This window comes from Nocardioides sp. (genome assembly GCF_036405735.1).
In the GTDB taxonomy this organism is placed as follows: domain Bacteria; phylum Actinomycetota; class Actinomycetes; order Propionibacteriales; family Nocardioidaceae; genus Nocardioides.
Genome location: NZ_DASWXC010000075.1, coordinates 1 through 17424 on the forward strand (window position 1 = coordinate 1; position 17424 = coordinate 17424).

The following is a 17424-nucleotide window of genomic DNA, read 5'->3' on the forward strand; positions in this document are numbered from 1 at the left end:
TGGTCTGCATACCTCGATGAGCATGCAGCCCCGGTGAGGCTGCAGACCTGGGAGGCGCTCCTCAGGCGTCGACCGTCTCCCGCTCCCGGGCGGCCGGTGCCGTCTCCGGCTCGGCCGGCAGGGCGAGGCCGAGGATCTCGGCGGTGCGCGCCAGCGACGCGCGGGCAGCCTGCGGGTCCTCGCCGAGCTCGAGGCCGTGGGTGGGGACGACGCGGCTCAGCGCGGGCTGCCAGTCGGCCCAGCGCTGCGGGAAGCAGCGCTCGAGCACCTGCAGCATGATCGGCGCGGCCGTCGAGGCGCCCGGGGAGGCGCCCAGCAGGCCGGCGATCGTGCCGTCGGAGGAGGCGATGACCTCGGTGCCGAACTGCAGTACGCCGTTGGGCCGGATCACCTGCACCCGCTGTCCGGCGGTGATCTTCTCCCAGTGCTTCGGCTCGGCGCCGGGGAAGAAGTCCTGCAGGTCCTTGAACTTCGTCTTCGGCCGCGCGATGAGCTGCTGGATCAGGTAGAGCGTGAGCCCGAGGTTCGCGAGACCGGCCCGCAGCATCGGGACGATGTTGTGCCAGCGGATCGAGGAGAACAGGTCAGCGAAGGACCCGAACTTGAGGAAGCGCGGGCTCCAGCCGGCGTACGGGCCGAACATCAGGCTGACGTTGCCGTCGACGACGCGGGTGTCCAGGTGCGGCACCGACATCGGCGGCGCGCCGACGGCGGCCTTGCCGTAGACCTTGGCCTGGTGGCGGGCGACCAGCGACGGCTCGGTCGTGCGCAGGAACTCGCCGCTGACCGGGAAGCCGCCGAAGCCGCGGATCTCCTTGATGCCGGAGCGCTGCAGCAGCCGCAGGGCGTAGCCGCCGGCGCCGACGAACACGAAGCGGGCCTCGAGGGCGAACTGCTCGCCCGTGCCAGCCCGGCGGCCGGCGACGTACCAGGTGCCGCGCTTGGTGCGCCACAGCTCTTGCACCTCGCTGCCGAGCTGCAGGGTGGCACCGCCGGCGACCAGCGAGTCGGTCAGCAGCTCGGTGAGCCGGCCGAAGTCGACATCGGTGCCGGCCGGGCTGTACGTCGCGGCGATCGGCTCGCCCGACAGGTCGCGGCCCTCGAGCAGCAGCGGCGCCCAGCCCCGGATGACCTCCGGGTCCTCGCTGAACTCCATGCCGCTGAACAGCGGGTGGTCGGCGAGGGCCGCGTGGCGGGTGCGGAGGTACTCGACGTTGTCGGCGCCCCAGACGAAGCTCATGTGCGGCGTGGCGTGGATGAACGCCTGCGGGTCCGGGATCCGGCCGGTCTCGACCAGGTGCGCCCACAGCTGCCGGGAGATCTGGAACTGCTCGTTGACCTGGACGGCCTTGCTGATGTCCACGCTGCCGTCGGGCAGCTGCGGGGTGTAGTTCAGCTCGCACAGCGCGGCGTGGCCGGTGCCGGCGTTGTTCCACGGGCCCGAGCTCTCCTGGGAGAGCTTGTCGAGGCGCTCGAGGATGCGGATGTCCCACTCCGGCTCCAGCTCCTGCAGGAGCGTGCCGAGAGTGGCGCTCATGATGCCGCCACCGATGAGGACCGCGTCGACCGTGTGGGCCTCAGCGGCCAGGGCGTCGGGCAAGGGAGTGTCCACACATCCTGTATGCGGCCTAGGGAGGCGTCGAGCCAAATCGAGTGGCCCGATTCGGGGCTCCGTGTGGGGTATCTCATAGCCGTCCGGGCGCCCGATGCCGCCCTCACGTGCCGGCCTCGCCTCCCTGTGACGACCGCCACTCGCGTGTCACTATGGCGCATGGAGTCCTACGCCTCGGGTGAGCGTGAGCCCGCGCTCCTGGAAGAGACCATCGGCGCCTGCTTCGAGCGGGTCGTGCATGCTCACCGCGACGGCGAGGCGCTGGTCGAGGTAGCGACCGGGCGGCGCTGGACCTGGGGTCGCCTCGACCATGACGTCGACAAGCTCGCCCGCGGTCTGCTCGCCGCCGGCATCGAGAAGGGCGACCGGGTCGGCATCTGGGCGCCGAACTGCGCGGAGTGGACGATCGCGCAGTTCGCCACCGCGAAGATCGGCGCGATCCTCGTCAACGTCAACCCGGCGTACCGCACCCACGAGTTCGCCTACGCCGCCAACCAGAGCGGCATGCGGCTGCTGCTGGCGGCGAGCAGCTTCAGGAGCAGCGACTACCGCGCGATGGTGCGTGAGGTGGCCGACGAGTGCCCGACGCTCGAGCGGGTCGTCTACATCGACTGCGACGGCTGGCGCACCCTGGTCGACGAGGGCCGCAACCTGCCGCCCAGCGCCGTCCCGGAGCGGATGGCGACGCTGGACCCGTACGATCCGATCAACATCCAGTACACCTCGGGTACGACGGGGTTCCCCAAGGGCGCGACGCTCAGCCACCGCAACATCCTCAACAACGGCTTCTTCACCACCGAGCTGCTGCGCTTCACCGAGGCCGACCGGCTCTGCATCCCGGTGCCCTTCTACCACTGCTTCGGCATGGTGATGGCCAACCTCGGGTGCGTCACCCACGGCGCCACGATGGTCATCCCCGGCCCCGCCTTCGACCCCGCGGCGACGCTGCAGGCGGTGCAGGAGGAGCGGTGCACGGCGCTGTACGGCGTCCCGACGATGTTCATCGCGATGCAGAGCCATCCGGAGTTCGCGACCTTCGACCTCTCCTCGTTGCGGACCGGCATCATGGCCGGCGCGGTGTGTCCGGTCGAGGTGATGAAGCGCTGCGTCACCGAGATGCACATGAGCGAGGTGTCGATCGCCTACGGCATGACCGAGACCAGCCCGGTCAGCTGCCAGACCCGTGTCGACGACGACCTGGACCGGCGGACCACCACCATCGGGCGGGTGGCGCCCCATCTGGAGATCAAGGTCGTCGACCCGGTCACCGGTGCGACGGTCGAGCGCGGTCAGCCGGGGGAGTTCTGCACCCGCGGCTACTCGGTCATGCTCGGCTACTGGTCGGACCCGGACAGGACCGCCGAGGCGGTCGACGAGGACGGCTGGATGCACACCGGCGACCTCGCGGTGATGCGGGAGGACGGCTACTGCGCGATCGTGGGCCGGATCAAGGACATGATCATCCGCGGTGGGGAGAACATCTATCCCCGCGAGGTCGAGGAGTTCCTCTACACCCACCCCGACATCGAGGACGTCCAGGTGGTCGGCGTACCGGACGCGACGTACGGCGAGGAGCTCTGCGCCTGGATCCGGATGCGTGCCGGAGCGGCACCGCTCGACGCCGCCGCGGTACGTGCGTTCGCCCAGGGGCGGCTGGCCCACTTCAAGATCCCGCGCTACGTGCTGGTGGTCGAGGAGTTCCCGATGACGGTGACCGGGAAGATCCGCAAGGTCGAGATGCGCGAGGAGTCGACGCGCCTACTGGGGCTGTGAGCGCCTAGCCTGCTTCCGTGCCCCTGCTGAGCCACGAACACCGTGCCTGGATCGACGAGGCCGTGCGCCGGGTGGAGGCCGATGCGAACCGCAGCGCCGACACCCACCTGCACGTCGTACCGCTGCCCGGGCCCGGCGGGATCGACCTCTACCTCAAGGACGAGTCGGTGCACCCGACCGGCAGCCTCAAGCACCGGCTGGCGCGCTCGCTCTTCCTCTACTCGCTGTGCAACGGCTGGCTCAACGCCGGGTCGACGGTGGTGGAGGCGTCGTCGGGCTCGACCGCCGTGTCCGAGGCCTACTTCGCGCGGCTGGTCGGGCTGCCGTTCGTCGCGGTGATGCCGCGCTCGACGAGCCCGGAGAAGATCAAGCTCATCGAGTGGTACGGCGGCCGGTGCCACTTCGTCGAGGAGGCCGGTGAGGTCTACGACGAGGCCCGGCGGGTCGCGGCGGAGTGCGACGGGCACTACATGGACCAGTTCACCTACGCCGAGCGGGCCACCGACTGGCGCGGCAACAACAACATCGCCGAGTCGATCTTCCAGCAGCTCAGCCGCGAGCGGCACCCCGTCCCGGCGTGGGTCGTCGTCAGTGCCGGCACCGGCGGCACGTCGGCGACGATCGGCCGCTACCTGCACTACAAGCGCCACCCCACCCGGCTACTGGTCGCCGACCCCGAGAACTCCGCCTTCCTCGACGGCTGGCGCCTCGACACCTCCGAGCACACCACCGGGCTGCCGTCGCGGATCGAGGGCATCGGGCGCCCGCGCGTCGAGCCGTCCTTCGTCGGCGGCGTCATCGACGACATGCTCCGGGTGCCGGACGCCGCCTCCATCGCCACGATGCGCTGGGTGAGCGACCGGCTCGGCCGCGCGGTCGGCGGTTCGACCGGGACGAACGTCTGGGCGTCGTTGCAGGTCATCGAGCGGATGCGTGCCGCCGGTGAGGCGGGCAGCGTCGTCACGCTGCTGTGCGACGCCGGCGAGCGCTACGCCAGCACCTACTACGACGACGCGTGGCTCGCCGAGCACGGCATCGACCTGGCGCCGTACGCCGCCGCGCTGGCGGAGTACGACGCCACCGGAGTCCTGCCGACCGTCTAGCTGTTCCTGGCGCGGCCCACCGCGGTGGTGCCGTCGAGCTCGTCGTCGGTGACCACCGTGACCTCGAGTCCTGCCGCCTCCATGAGGGCCGCGGTCGCGGCCGCCTGCTCGCGTGACGTCTCGACGAGCAGCCGCCCGCCCGGGGAGAGCCGGTCGCGCGCGGTCGTCACGATCCGACGCTGCACGTCGAGACCGTCCTGTCCGCCGTCAAGGGCCACCCGGTGCTCGTGGTCGCGCGCCTCGGGCGGCATCAGCGCGATCGCGGCGGTCGGGACGTACGGCGCGTTGGCCATCACGACGTCGAAGCACAGCCCGGCCGGCAGCGGGTCGAAGAGGTCACCGAGCAGCACCCGCTCGGGGACGAGGTTGCGGCGGGCACAGGCGACCGCTGCCGGATCGACGTCGACGGCCCACACCTCGGCGTCCGGGACCCTCGCCGCGACGGCGGCGCCCAGCGCGCCGGTGCCGCAACCGAGGTCGAGCACCCGGGGCGTAGGCCCGAGCGCTTCGACGGCCAGCCGGACCAGCAGCTCGCTGCGGCGCCGCGGCACGAAGACGCCGGGCGCGCACGCCACCCGCAGGCCGGCGAACGCCGCCCAGCCGAGCACCGTCTCCAGCGGCTCGCCGGCCTCCCGGCGTACGACCAGCGCCTCGCGGGCGGATGCGTCAGGCTCCTCGGCCAGCAGCAGCGACGCCTCGTCCTCGGCGAACACGCATCCGGCCGCGCGCAGCCGGGTGGCCAGGGTCAGCAGCTCGGTGGTCATCGGCAAGGATGCTCCCATGGGCAGCACCCTGGACCTGATCGGCTGGATCGTCGTCGGCTACGCCGCCCTCGTCACGGTCGCGGCGGGCACGGGCGTCGCGCTGCGGACGCCGCGCCCGTCGTGGCTGGACCAGCTCGTGCTGATGCTGACGCTGCTCGGCGCCGTCCTGGCCGTCGCCGCCCTGGCGAGCCTCGCCGGTGAGGGCCGGCCCGAGAGCCTCGCGACGTTCCTCGGCTATGCCGTGACCGTGGTCGCGCTGCCGCCGGCGGCGCTCGCCTCGGTGCGCGAGGACCGCGGGACGTGGTCGTGCGGCGTGGTGGCCGTGGCGGCCCTGGCGACGGGTGTCGTGGCGCTACGCCTCATGATGACCCGGTGACAGATGACGCCGTGACGTCCGCACCCTCCCGCTCGGGACCGCACCAGATCCTGCTCGCCTGCTATGCCGTCTTCGCGGTCGCGGCCGGCGCGCGGTCGCTGGTGCAGCTGACCACCCGGTACGACGAGGCGCCGCTGGCCTACCTGCTCTCCCTGGCCGCCGCGCTGACCTACGCCGCCGCCTGGTTCGCCATCCGGCGAGCCGCGGCCGGGTCGACCGGTCCGGCCCGGGTGCTGCTGTGGACCGAGCTGACGGGCGTGCTGGTGGTCGGCACGCTGTCGTTGGTCGAGGAGGACTGGTTCCCCGACGCCACCGTGTGGTCCGACTACGGCCGCGGCTACGGCTGGGTCCCCGCCGTCCTGCCCGTCGCCGGGCTGCTGTGGCTGCACCGCCGGGCCAAGGAGCCGGTCGCGTGACGCAGCTGTCCACGGCGTACGCCGTCTCGCCCGACTCCGGCGAGCACTGGAGCGCCCCCGGTGCCTGGTCGGTGGCACCTGGCATCCACCGGATCCCCCTGCCGCTCCCGATGGACGGCCTCAAGGCCGTCAACGTCTACGTCATCGAGACCGGTGAGGGACTCACCCTGGTCGACGGTGGCTGGGCCGTCACCGAAGGGCGTACGGCGCTGGAGGCGGGGCTGCGGCAGCTCGGGCACCGGTTCTCCGACATCCGGCGGTTCCTGGTCACGCACGTGCACCGCGACCACTACACCCTCGCCTCGGCGCTGGCCGAGGAGTTCGGCGCGACCGTGACGCTCGGCCTCGGCGAGAAGACCACCCTGGACCTGGCCAACGCCGTCGACGGCTTCGGGGGCGACGCCCTGGCCCGCCACCTGGTGGCCGCCGGCGCCCTGGACCTCGCTGAGCTGTTCCGTGAGCACGCCGCCCCCGAGCTGGACGCCGCGCAACGTCGCTATCCCGACTCCTGGCTCGACGGCGACGTCGAGGTGAGCGTCGGGGAGCGGACGCTGGACGCCGTGCACACGCCCGGGCACACCCAGGGCCACTACGTCTTCGCCGAGCGCGCGGCCGGACTCCTGTTCGCCGGTGACCACGTGCTGCCGACGATCACGCCGTCCATCGGGTTCGAGCCCGAGCCGGTCGAGCAGCCGCTGCGCGACTTCATGGCCTCGCTCGCCAAGGTCCGCGCGCTGCCGGACCTGACGCTGCTGCCCGCCCACGGCCCGGTGGCGCCGTCCACCCATGAACGGGTCGACGAGCTGCTGGCCCACCACGAGCACCGGCTGACGCTGTGCCGGGCCGCCCTCGAGACCGGCCCGCGCACGTCGGTCCAGGTCGCCGGCGTCCTTCCCTGGACCCGTCACGAGCACGCGTACGCGACCCTCGACCGGTTCAACGCCGCCCTCGCCGCGATGGAGACCAAGGCCCACCTCGAGCTCCTCGTCGCCCGCGGTCAGGCCACCCGCACCACCACCCCCGAGGGGATCCTCTTCTCCCTCTCCCGTTGAGTCCCGCCCCGTGGCCCCGCGAGTCCCGCCCCGTGGCCCCGCGAGTCCCGCCTCGTGGCCCCGCGAGCCCCGCCCCGTGGCCCCGCGAGTCCGGCCTCGTGGCCCCCCCGGCGACCAGCGCCCGGTCTCGACGGGCCATGGTCCGGGACTCAACGGGCCATCACCCGGATTTCGCGGGGCCAGGACCCGGGTTTCGACGCATCGGCGTGTGCGGGATGCCGTCCTCGACGAACTCCGGTCCGGCGACGGTGAAGCCGAAGGTGGCGTACCAGCCGGTGAGGGGTGACTGCGCGTCGAGGACCACCGGGCGGGTGGCATCGGCGGCGGAGCAGGCGTCCAGCGCGCCCCGCATGAGTACGTCGGCCAGGCCGCTGCCCCGAGCAGAGGGCCGCAGCACCACGCGGCCCACACGCCAGACGTCACCGTCGTCGAGCACGCGGGCGTAGCCGAGCAGGTCTCCGCCCTTCCGGAGCAGCACGTGCCGGGTGCCCGGCTCGAGGTCCCGGCCGTCGAGGTCGGGGTAGGGGCAGCGCTGCTCGACGACGAAGACCTCCTGCCGCAGCCGCCAGACGTCGTACGCCGTCCGCGGCTCGAGCTCGTCGAAGGAGTGGACGCGGATCGGCACGCGACAACGGTAGGACTAGGGTTGTCTTCGAAAGACAGGGGAGCCCGTGTCACGGGCTGAGAGTGCGGACCAGCCGCAGACCCTCCGAACCTGCTCCGGTTAGCACCGGCGAAGGGAGTCATGATGCGCCCACGCGCGCGCCTGCAGTTCACCACGACGGTCCTGGCGGCCGCACTGTCGCTCGGTCTGGGCAGCCTGTCCGGCTGCTCCCTCGGGGGCGGCGACGACGCCGCCGAGGACCACGAGGGACACGAGGTCGTCCTGGTCACCCACGAGTCGTTCCACCTGCCCGAGGAGCTGGTGGCGCAGTGGGAGCGCGAGACCGGGCACGCCCTCGTCGTCCGCGCCGCCGGCGACGCCGGCAGCCTCACCAACAAGCTCGTCCTCACCAAGGACAACCCCACCGGCGACGTCGTCTTCGGCATCGACAACACCTTCGCCTCCCGGGCGCTGGACGAGGGCGTCTTCGCGCCCTACACCCCGGCCGACCGGCCCGCGGGGGTGGAGAGGTTCGACCTGCCCGACGACGCCGGCCGGACCCTGACCCCGGTGGACAACGCCTCGGTCTGCGTCAACGTCGACACCACCTGGTTCGCCGACAAGGGCATCGCCGTGCCGACGACGCTCGACGACCTGGTGAAGCCGGCGTACCGGGACCTCTTCGTCACACCGGGCGCGGCCACGTCCTCGCCCGGCATGGCGTTCCTGCTCGCCACCATCGCGGAGTACGGCGAGGCATGGCCCGACTACTGGACCCGGCTGATCGGCAACGGCGCGAAGCTGACCGAGGGCTGGTCGGACGCCTACGAGGTCGACTTCACCCAGGGCGGCGGGGAGGGTGCGCGGCCGATCGTGCTCTCCTACGACTCCTCGCCCGCCTTCACGCTCGCCGAGGACGGCAGCAGCACCACCGCGGCGTTGCTCGACACCTGCTTCCGGCAGGTGGAGTACGCCGGCGTGCTGGCCGGGGCCGAGAACCCCGCCGGCGCCAAGAAGCTGGTCGACTTCCTGCTGAGCCCCGAGGTCCAGGCGGCGCTGCCCGAGTCGATGTACGTCTTCCCGGTCGCCGCCGACACCCCGCTCCCCGAGGACTGGGCGCGGCACGCCGTGCAGCCGACGGCTCCGCTGAGTGTCGCTCCCGAGCAGATCGACGCCAACCGCGACGCCTGGCTGCGCGAGTGGAGCGACCTGACCACGCGATGACCCTGGCCGGCCGAGCCGCCGCGCGCCACCGAGGCGTGTCGCGACCGCTCGCTCTCCTCGCCCTCGCCGCGCTGCCGGGCGCCGTGCTCGGGGTCTTCTTCGTGCTGCCGGTCAGCGGGATGGTCGCCCGGGGCTTCTGGACCGACGGCGCGTTCGACCCGGGGGGCGTGGCCGAGGTGCTCGGCCGGCCCCGGGTGCACCGCGTGCTGTGGTTCACCGTCTGGTCGGCGAGTGCGGCGACGGCGATCGCGGTGGTGCTGGGGCTGCCCGCGGCGTACGCCCTGCACCGGCTGGAGTTCCCGGGCCGGCGGCTGGTGCGGGCGGCGCTGCTGGTGCCGTTCGTGCTGCCGACGGTCGTGGTGGGCGTGGCGTTCCGCGAGCTGCTCGGGGAGAGCGGGCCGCTTGGCGGGCTGGGCCTGGACGGGACGCCGTGGGCGATCCTGGCCGGCCTGGTGTTCTTCAACGCCGCCGTGGTGATCCGTACCGTCGGTGCCGCCTGGGAGGGGCTCGACAGCCGTCCCGCCGAGGCCGCCGCCGCGCTGGGCGCCGGGCCGTGGCGGGTCTTCCGGACGGTCACCCTGCCGACGCTGCGGCCGGCGATCGCCAGCGCAGCGAGCGTGGTCTTCCTGTTCTGTGCCACCAGCTTCGGTGTCGTGCTGACCCTCGGCGGTCTGCGCTACGCCAGCGTCGAGACCGAGATCTACCTGCTCACCACGAACCTGCTCGACCTGCAGGCCGCCGCTGCGCTCTCGGTGCTCCAGATCGTCGTGGTGGTCGGGCTGCTGCTCGTCTCGGCCCGGCTGCGGGCCATCCCCGACGCGGCGGTACGCCGGCTGCCGGCCCGGCCCCACCGCCCGCGCCGGTCCGACCTGCCCCAGCTGGCGGCCACCGCGCTGCTGCTCGCGCTGGTGGCCGGTCCGATCGCCACGCTGGTCGCCGGCAGCCTGCGGACCGACGACGGCTGGGGGCTGGCGCACTACCGAGCCCTGGACGAGCCCGGCGGCGCGCTGCTGGTGCCGGTGACCGACGCCCTCGCGACCAGCCTTCGGACCGCCGTCGACGCGACCTGGATGGCGCTGCTCCTGGGCGGACTGGTCGCGCTCGTCGTCACCCGCCGCTCGCGCGGCCGGGCCGAGCGGCGGCTGCGGGGCCTGCTCGACGGCTTCTTCATGCTGCCGCTCGGCGTGAGCGCAGTGACGCTCGGCTTCGGCTTCCTCATCACGCTGGACCGGCCGCCGCTGCACCTGCGCGACTCGGCGCTGCTGGTGCCGCTGGCGCAGGCGCTGGTCGCGCTGCCACTGGTGGTACGGACCCTGGTGCCGGTCCTCGGCGGCGTCGACGACCGGCTGCGCCAGGCCGCCGCGTCCCTGGGCGCCGGCCCGGCCCGGTCCGTGCTCACCGTCGACCTTCCGGTCGTGTGGCGACCCCTGCTGGCCGCGGGCGGATTCGCGTTCGCGGCCTCCCTGGGCGAGTTCGGCGCGACCGCGTTCCTCGCCCGCGACGAGGCGCCCACCCTGCCGGTCGTCATCTTCCGGCTGATCGGTCACCCTGGCGCCATGAACTACGGCATGGCGCTGGCCGCCTCGGTCGTGCTGGCGGCCCTCACCGCGGGCGTCATGCTGCTCGTCGAGCGGCTCCGCGTCCCCAGCGTCGGAGGGTTCTAGTGCTGTCGTTGCGCCAGGTCAGCGTCACGCTCGAGGGGACCGAGGTCGTCAGCGATGTCAGCCTGGACCTCCCCGACGGCCAGGTGCTGGCCGTGCTCGGCCCGTCCGGGTCCGGCAAGTCCACGCTGCTGCGCGCGGTGGCGGGCCTGGAGGACGCGAGCGGCGAGATCGGCTGGGACGGCCGGTCGCTGGCCGGCGTCCCGACCCACCGTCGCGGCTTCGCGCTGATGTTCCAGGACGGCCAGCTCTTCGACCACCTCACGGTCGGCGGCAACGTCGGCTACCCACTGCGGCTGCGGCGGGTGCGGGGCAACGCCCTGCGACACCGGGTGGCGGAGCTGTTGGAGCTCGTCGGCCTGGGTGGGTACGCCGGCCGGCGGCCCGCCACGCTGTCCGGTGGTGAGCGCCAGCGGGTCGCCCTCGCGCGTGCCCTGGCGGTCGAGCCGCGGCTGCTGCTGCTCGACGAGCCGCTCTCGGCGCTCGACGCCGGGCTGCGGGAGCGGCTGGCCGGTGACCTCCGCCGGATCCTGACCGAGTCCGGCACCACGGCGCTGCTGGTCACCCACGACCACGACGAGGCCTTCGCGGTGGCCGACCGGCTCGCCGTGCTGCGCGCCGGGCGACTGGTGCAGGAGGGCACGATCGGCGAGGTCTGGCGCGCCCCGGTCGACGCCGACACCGCGCTGTTCCTCGGCTACGCCCGGGTACTGACCGGCGCGGCCGCCGTACGGCTGCTGACGACGGCCGGCCTGCCGGCCGCTCCGGAGGTCGCCCTCCGGCGCTCCGCCCTCGTCGTCGACCCGGCCGGTGCGCTCGAGGCGACGGTCGTCTCGGCCCGGATGACGCCGGACCAGATGCGGCTGGTCGTGGACCTGGACGGGGTCGGGCCGCTGGACGCCGTGGCCGCCCCCGACGTGCACGCCGGGCCCGGCGACCGGGTCCGGCTGCGGCTGGAGGTCTCCCGCCTGGCCGCGATCGACGTTCCCTAGACTGAGGCCCATGTACCGGCGCGCCCACCTGCTCATGGCGGGCAACGCCGTCCTCATCGGCGGCCTCGCGATCGTCGTCTCGATCATCACCGACCGGCCGCTCATCGACCCCGAGGGCAGCTTCCTCGGGCCGTCGTGGCTGCGCCTGCCGCTGCTGCTCTTCGGCGCCCTGCTGCTCGACCTGCTGCCGCGGACGCTGTGGCTCTCGAAGTTCCGGGTCCGCGAGATGTGGCCCATCGCCCGGGACCGGCTGCGCACCCACTGGAACAAGGACCGGGTGGTCCTGGTCGCCAGCGGGATCATCTCCTTCTACATCGTCTATGTGAGCTACCGGAACCTGAAGTCGTTCCTCCCCGCGCTCACCGACGTCCAGTTCGACCACGAGCTGCACCTCATCGACCGGGCGCTGTTCTTCGGCCACGAGCCCGGCACCGTGCTGCAGCAGGTCTTCGGCACCAACGTCACGGCGTGGGTGCTGTCCTACATCTACCTGTGGTTCCTGCCGCTGGTGCCACTCGCGGTCACCTGCTGGCTGGTCTGGTCGCGCAACCTCAACTACGGCTACTGGTTCGTGACCTCGCAGTGCCTGGCGTGGACGCTCGGCACCGCGACGTACTACATGCTTCCCACCGTGGGGCCCGGCATCCAGTACCCCTTCGTCTACGCCGACCTCGCCCACACCCCGACCTCGGACCTGATGGACGCGCTGGTGAGCGGCCGTCAGAACGTGCTGCTGGCCGACGTCGCGGACGCCGTGCAGTCGGTCGCCGGCTTCGCGTCGCTGCACACGGGCATCACACTGCTGGTCGCGCTGATGGTGCAGCACACGGTGAACATCACCTGGGTCAGGTGGGCGTTCTGGATCAACTTCGGCCTGACGATCATCGCGACGCTGTACTTCGGCTGGCACTACGCCGCGGACGACGTCGCGGGCGTCGCCCTGGCGCTGGTGTCGTTCTACGTCGGTGGGCTGATGAGCGGCCAGCGGTTCGAGCGCAAGGGCTCGGCGAGGCGGGCCGCGGCCCGCGAGGCCGCGGCCTCGGCCCAGACCCCCGCCTGAGCTGCGCCGGGTTTCCCGAGACGTCGGCGCGGCTACGTTGTCGGGCATGGTGCACCTGACGGCCCCCACGACGGATCCCGCCCACACCGGCGTCCCGGACGGCCTGGTGCCGGGTCTGACCGCGCTGCTCGACGGCGAGCACGCGGAGGTACGCCGCCGGGTGATCGACGGCATCACCTCCTACGCCCACGTGCTCGAGGAGGGCGAGACGCTGCCGCCCGAGGAGTTCAAGGACCGGGTCCGCGACGTGGTCGTCGAACTCGCCGGCAGCGGCCTGACCGGGCTGGGGTTCCCGGAGGAGTACGGCGGCGGGGGTGACCTCGGCGCCTCGATCGCCGCCTTCGAGGCGCTCGCCCACGGCGACCTCTCCGTGCTGGTGAAGGTCGGCGTGCAGTTCGGGCTGTTCGGCGGCGCGATCCTGCAGCTCGGCACGCGGCGGCACCACGACGCCTACCTCGCCGACGTCGTGGCCGGCCGGCTGCTCGGGTGCTTCGCGATGACCGAGCACCGGCACGGCTCCAACGTCGCCGCGCTGGAGACGGTCGCCACCTACGACGTGGCCACGCAGGAGTTCGTCATCACGACGACCCGCGAGGACGCCTACAAGGACTACATCGGCAACGCCGCACGGCACGCCGAGCTCGCCGTCGTCTTCGCCCAGCTCGAGGTGGGCGGTGAGCAGCGGGGCGTGCACGCCTTCGTGGTGCCGATCCGCGAGGGCCCTTCGACAGGCTCAGGACGGCGCGCGCAGCCCGCGGCCGGCGTACGGATCGGGGACGACGGGCCCAAGATGGGCCTCAACGGGGTCGACAACGGCCGGCTGTGGTTCGACGGGGTGCGGGTGCCGCGGACCGCGCTGCTCAACCGGTTCGCCGACGTCAGCCCCGACGGCGTCTACTCCAGCCCCATCGAGAGCCAGAGCCGACGCTTCTTCACCATGCTCGGGACCCTCATCCAGGGGCGCGTCAGCGTCGGCGGTGCCGCCATCACCGCCAGCAAGGTCGCGCTGGCGATCGCGGTGAGCTACGCCAACCGGCGCCGTCAGTTCGAGGCCACGAGCGAGACCGAGGAGGAGCTGCTGCTCGACTACGGGCTGCACCAGCGCCGGCTGCTGCCGTTGCTCGCGCGCACCTACGCTCTCCACTTCGCGCAGGACGTGCTGCGGACCAACCTGCACGCGGTCCTCACCGGGGCCGGCGACGGCACGGAGGGGGAGGAGCACGCCAAGCGCGAGCTCGAGTCCCGCGCCGCCGGCACCAAGGCGCTGGCCACCTGGCACGCGACCCGCACCATCCAGGAGTGCCGTGAGGCCTGCGGTGGTGCCGGGTACCTGGCCGTCAACCGGTTCGCCGCGCTGAAGGCCGACACCGACGTCTTCACGACCTTCGAGGGCGACAACCACGTCCTGTTGCAGCTGGTGGCCAAGGGGCTGCTGACCGACTACGCCAGCGAGTTCGAGGAGATGAACCAGCTCGACATGGTCCGGTTCGTCGCCGGGCTCGCGGTCGACACGGTGCTCGAGCGAACCTCGGTGCACAAGCTGCTGGAGCGGGCCCGGAGCCTGCTCCCCGGCGGGTCGGAGGCGGACGCCGAGGCCGGGCACGCGGGGCACGCCGGGGACGTCGGCCTCCGCGACCCGGCCTACCACCTGGCGATGCTCGGCTTCCGCGAGGAGCACATCCTCGGCAGCGTCGCCCGTCGGCTCAAGGCGGGCGTCGACAGGGGCCGCAACCCCGGCGAGGTCTTCTCGGCGGTGCAGGACCACGTCGTCGCCGCCGCCCGCGCGCACGTCGAGCGGCTGGTGCTGGAGGCGTTCGTGGAGAAGGTCGCCGCCACCCCGCCCGGGCCGGTCCACGACGCCCTCGACCTGCTGTGCGACCTGCACGCCCTCACGGTCATCGAGGCGGACCGGGCGTGGTTCATGGAGCACGGCCGGCTCTCGGTGTCGCGGGCCAAGGCGATCACGGCCGAGGTCAACGCGCTGTGCCGCGAGGTCCGCCCGCTGGCACAGGAGCTGGTCGACGCGTTCGCCATCCCGCGCGAGCTGCTCCGCTCCGAGGACCTGATCGGATGACCGAGCTCCGCGACCGCCACCCGGAGGGTCCGGAGGTGGGCCGGGCCGTCCTGCTCCCGGGCCGCGCCTACGGTCCGTCGCGGCCGCTGCTCGGAGCCGTCGCCGAGGTGCTGCTCGCGCGCGGCTGGGCGGTCCGCGAGGTGCGCTGGCGGTTCCCGGACGGACTCTCCGACCGCAAGGCCACGGCCTGGGTCGTCGACCAGGCACGTACGGCGGCGGCCGGCTGGTCCGACCGGCCGCTGCTCGTCGGCAAGTCGCTAGGCAGCCGCGCGGCGCCGTACGCGACCAGGGCGCGCCTCCCCGCGGTCTGGCTCACGCCGCTGCTGCTCGACAAGACGGTGGTCAAGGCGATCCGGCGCAACCGGGCGCCGCAGCTGGTCGTGGCCGGCACGGCCGACCCGATCGCGTGGGACGCGGACGTCGCGGCGTCCCTCGGCGCCGAGCTGGTGGCGCTGGCCGACGCCGACCACGGCCTCGTGGTGAAGGGTGAGGAGCAGCGCACCGTGGCCCACCGCGACCGGCTGCGCGCTGCCGTCGACGCCTGGCTGCCCACGGCCTGACAGGCACTGAGACGCACTGAAATGCGCAGGAGCGCCGCGGTCGACCGCGGCGCTCCTGCTGATGACTGTGTTCGGGCTCAGTGGCCCTCGGCCTGGAACCGCTTGAAGGAGGCCTCGATCTCGGCCTCGGCCTCGTCGCGGCCGACCCACTCGGCGCCCTCGACTGACTTTCCGGGCTCGAGGTCCTTGTAGACCTCGAAGAAGTGCTGGATCTCGAGGCGGTCGAACTCGGAGATGTCGCCGATGTCCTGGGTGGCCTCGTTGCGCGGGTCGACCGGCAGGCACAGCACCTTGTCGTCGCCGCCGGCCTCGTCGGTCATGCGGAACATGCCGATGGCGCGGCACTTGATGAGGCAGCCCGGGAAGGTCGGGATCGGCAGCAGGACCAGCGCATCGAGCGGGTCGCCGTCCTGGCCGAGGGTGTTCTCGATGTAGCCGTAGTCGGCCGGGTAGACCGTCGAGGTGAACAGGGTCCGGTCGAGGCGGATCCGGCCGGACTCGTGGTCGACCTCGTACTTGTTCCGCTCCCCCTTGGGGATCTCCACCAGTACGTCGAACTCCAGCGTCACGACAAGCCTCCGCTTCCGGGCGGCCCTTCGTGGTCGGCCGCACCCTCCTGTGATTCGGGGAACAGTGTCCATGACAATGGCCGGGTGCGCGATTCGAGGGGGACGATCCACGGTGCGACGTGACCCAGACCACGCACGCGCACGCCGACGTGCCGGACGCCGGATCGGCACGCTCCTGAGTGTCGTGCTGACGCTCCTCCTCGTGGTGGCGGCCGCCGGGACGGCGTACCGCCTCGGATGGGTCGAGGAGTGGCTCGACCGCACGCCGCTGACCGGTCCGGAACCGCGTGACCCGTGGGAGACGCCGGCGGTGACGCCCGCCGCCGTGGCCGTGGCCGCCGCCGGCCCCACCGCCGACCCCGCGAAGGTGGCCCAGGCGCTCACCGGCCGGCTCGCCGATCCCGACCTCGGCCCCCACGTCGTCGCCCAGGTCGCTCCGCTGTACGGCGGCCCGCCGGTGCTCAACGCCGGCGACGGCGCGGCCGTGCCGGCGTCGCTGACCAAGCTGCTGACCGGCGCGGCCGCGCTGATCGCGCTCGGGCCGGAGGCGAGGTTCGGCACCCGACTCGTCTCCGACGCCCCCGGATCGCTCGTGCTGGTCGGTGGCGGCGACCCTCTGCTCGCTGCGGAGCCTGCTCGGAAGTCCTATCCGCGGCGCGCCGACCTGCGCACGCTCGCGGTCCGGGCGGCCGACGCGCTGAAGGCGGCCGGGACCACCAGCGTCACGCTGCGCTACGACGACACCCTCTTCACCGGCCCTCGCCTGAGCCCGGACTGGGCTCCGACCTTCCCCGCCGACGACGTCGTCTCGCCCGTGAGCGCGTTGTGGGCCGACCAGGGCCGCGAGGGGGACCGCCGGGTCGAGGACCCGGCCCTGGCGGCAGCGACCCGGGTGGCGGCGTACCTCGCTCAGCAGGGGGTGAGTGTCACGGGGCCTCCGGGGCCCGGACCGGCGCCGACGGGGGCGGCGGGGTCAGCGCAGCCCACCGTGGACGTCGCGGTGGCGAGCGCGCCGCTGCGCGAGATCGTCCAGCACGTGCTGGAGACCAGCGACAACGATGCCGCCGAGGTGCTGGCGCGTCACGTCGGACGGGTCGTCGTCGGCCGGGCGAGCTTCGCGGGCGGCGCCGAGGCGACCCTGACCCAGCTGCGCGAGCTCGGCGTCCCCACCGATGGCGTCGTGCTGCGCGACGGCAGCGGCCTCTCGCGCGGCAACCGGATCCCCGCCGCGACGCTCACGGCGCTGCTGCAGCTCGCCACGCAGCAGCCCGAGCTCGGCGTACTGGTCACCGGCCTGCCGGTCGCGGGCTTCAACGGCTCCCTGGTGGAGCGCTTCGAGGAGGCTGCCGCCGGCCCCGGGCTCGGGCTGGTTCGCGCCAAGACGGGGACGCTGACCGGCGTCCACGCTCTCGCCGGCACGGTGGTCGACCTCGACGGCACACCGCTCACGCTGGTGCTGATGGCCGACCGCGTGGACGCCACGCGCAGTCTCGCCGCGCGCGACGCCCTCGACGCCGCCGCGGCCGCCCTGGCGGGCTGCCACTGCGCGGCCGGCTGACGGCTGGTCTCGACACGTCTCGCCTG

At 73.0% G+C, this 17424-nt stretch carries 16 protein-coding genes and 1 riboswitch; of the genes, 12 read left to right on the top strand and 4 right to left on the bottom strand.

Features of this window, described 5'->3' with window-relative positions:
* Positions 1 to 61 precede the first annotated feature (61 nt).
* Positions 62 to 1612 (bottom strand): malate dehydrogenase (quinone), encoded by a 1551-nt coding sequence (gene mqo / locus VGE38_RS12145; RefSeq protein ID WP_331142806.1) that lies wholly within the window; start codon positions 1610 to 1612, stop codon positions 62 to 64.
* A gap of 159 nt (positions 1613 to 1771) precedes the next feature.
* On the opposite strand from mqo, the gene VGE38_RS12150 reads away from it, so the two are divergent.
* A complete protein-coding gene (locus VGE38_RS12150; RefSeq protein ID WP_331142807.1) occupies positions 1772 to 3385 on the top strand; it encodes an AMP-binding protein in 1614 nt (537 codons plus the stop codon).
* A 17-nt stretch (positions 3386 to 3402) separates the two neighbouring features.
* A complete protein-coding gene (gene cds1, locus VGE38_RS12155) occupies positions 3403 to 4488 on the top strand; it encodes an L-cysteine desulfhydrase Cds1 (protein ID WP_331142808.1) in 1086 nt (361 codons plus the stop codon).
* Here the strand turns inward: cds1 and VGE38_RS12160 are convergent.
* On the bottom strand, positions 4485 to 5270 hold the full coding sequence (locus VGE38_RS12160; protein WP_331142809.1) for a putative protein N(5)-glutamine methyltransferase: 786 nt from the start codon (positions 5268 to 5270) through the stop codon (positions 4485 to 4487). The genes cds1 and VGE38_RS12160 overlap by 4 nt on opposite strands.
* Here VGE38_RS12160 and VGE38_RS12165 point away from each other — a divergent pair.
* The 3 genes from VGE38_RS12165 to VGE38_RS12175 are packed head-to-tail and all read left to right on the top strand — an operon-like array spanning position 5269 to position 7096.
* A complete protein-coding gene (locus VGE38_RS12165) occupies positions 5269 to 5628 on the top strand; it encodes a hypothetical protein (RefSeq protein ID WP_331142810.1) in 360 nt (119 codons plus the stop codon). The genes VGE38_RS12160 and VGE38_RS12165 overlap by 2 nt on opposite strands.
* Positions 5625 to 6044 (top strand): hypothetical protein, encoded by a 420-nt coding sequence (locus VGE38_RS12170; protein ID WP_331142811.1) that lies wholly within the window; start codon positions 5625 to 5627, stop codon positions 6042 to 6044. Before VGE38_RS12165 ends, VGE38_RS12170 begins: the two co-directional genes overlap by 4 nt.
* A complete protein-coding gene (locus VGE38_RS12175; protein ID WP_331142812.1) occupies positions 6041 to 7096 on the top strand; it encodes an MBL fold metallo-hydrolase in 1056 nt (351 codons plus the stop codon). Before VGE38_RS12170 ends, VGE38_RS12175 begins: the two co-directional genes overlap by 4 nt.
* 160 nt (positions 7097 to 7256) lie before the next feature.
* Here VGE38_RS12175 and VGE38_RS12180 read toward each other — a convergent pair whose 3' ends face one another.
* A complete protein-coding gene (locus tag VGE38_RS12180; protein ID WP_331142813.1) occupies positions 7257 to 7721 on the bottom strand; it encodes a GNAT family N-acetyltransferase in 465 nt (154 codons plus the stop codon).
* A 26-nt stretch (positions 7722 to 7747) separates the two neighbouring features.
* A riboswitch (TPP riboswitch) is annotated at positions 7748 to 7855 on the top strand.
* Between VGE38_RS12180 and VGE38_RS12185 the strand changes: the two genes are divergently transcribed.
* The 6 genes from VGE38_RS12185 to VGE38_RS12210 all read left to right on the top strand — a co-directional run bounded on the left by VGE38_RS12185 (position 7842) and on the right by VGE38_RS12210 (position 15271).
* Entirely contained in the window at positions 7842 to 8924 is a 1083-nt protein-coding gene (locus VGE38_RS12185) for a thiamine ABC transporter substrate-binding protein (RefSeq protein ID WP_331142814.1), read from the top strand. Its footprint overlaps the riboswitch before it by 14 nt.
* A complete protein-coding gene (locus VGE38_RS12190) occupies positions 8900 to 10588 on the top strand; it encodes an ABC transporter permease (RefSeq protein WP_331142815.1) in 1689 nt (562 codons plus the stop codon). Before VGE38_RS12185 ends, VGE38_RS12190 begins: the two co-directional genes overlap by 25 nt.
* On the top strand, positions 10588 to 11577 hold the full coding sequence (locus VGE38_RS12195; RefSeq protein ID WP_331142816.1) for an ABC transporter ATP-binding protein: 990 nt from the start codon (positions 10588 to 10590) through the stop codon (positions 11575 to 11577). The genes VGE38_RS12190 and VGE38_RS12195 overlap by 1 nt, the downstream gene beginning before the upstream one ends.
* A gap of 10 nt (positions 11578 to 11587) precedes the next feature.
* Positions 11588 to 12637: a phosphatase PAP2 family protein gene (locus VGE38_RS12200; RefSeq protein WP_331142817.1), complete on the top strand. Its 1050-nt coding sequence runs from the start codon at positions 11588 to 11590 to the stop codon at positions 12635 to 12637.
* A 46-nt stretch (positions 12638 to 12683) separates the two neighbouring features.
* Entirely contained in the window at positions 12684 to 14711 is a 2028-nt protein-coding gene (locus VGE38_RS12205) for an acyl-CoA dehydrogenase family protein (protein ID WP_331142818.1), read from the top strand.
* Complete coding sequence (locus VGE38_RS12210) at positions 14708 to 15271, top strand: hypothetical protein (RefSeq protein ID WP_331142819.1); 564 nt, start codon at positions 14708 to 14710, stop codon at positions 15269 to 15271. Before VGE38_RS12205 ends, VGE38_RS12210 begins: the two co-directional genes overlap by 4 nt.
* A gap of 77 nt (positions 15272 to 15348) precedes the next feature.
* Here VGE38_RS12210 and VGE38_RS12215 read toward each other — a convergent pair whose 3' ends face one another.
* Positions 15349 to 15840 (bottom strand): inorganic diphosphatase, encoded by a 492-nt coding sequence (locus VGE38_RS12215; RefSeq protein ID WP_524538550.1) that lies wholly within the window; start codon positions 15838 to 15840, stop codon positions 15349 to 15351.
* Positions 15841 to 16024: 184 nt separating this feature from the next.
* On the opposite strand from VGE38_RS12215, the gene dacB reads away from it, so the two are divergent.
* The gene (gene dacB / locus VGE38_RS12220; RefSeq protein ID WP_331142820.1) at positions 16025 to 17398 is read left to right on the top strand and encodes a D-alanyl-D-alanine carboxypeptidase/D-alanyl-D-alanine endopeptidase; all 1374 of its coding nucleotides are present in this window, start codon (positions 16025 to 16027) and stop codon (positions 17396 to 17398) included.
* Positions 17399 to 17424: the final 26 nt, after the last annotated feature.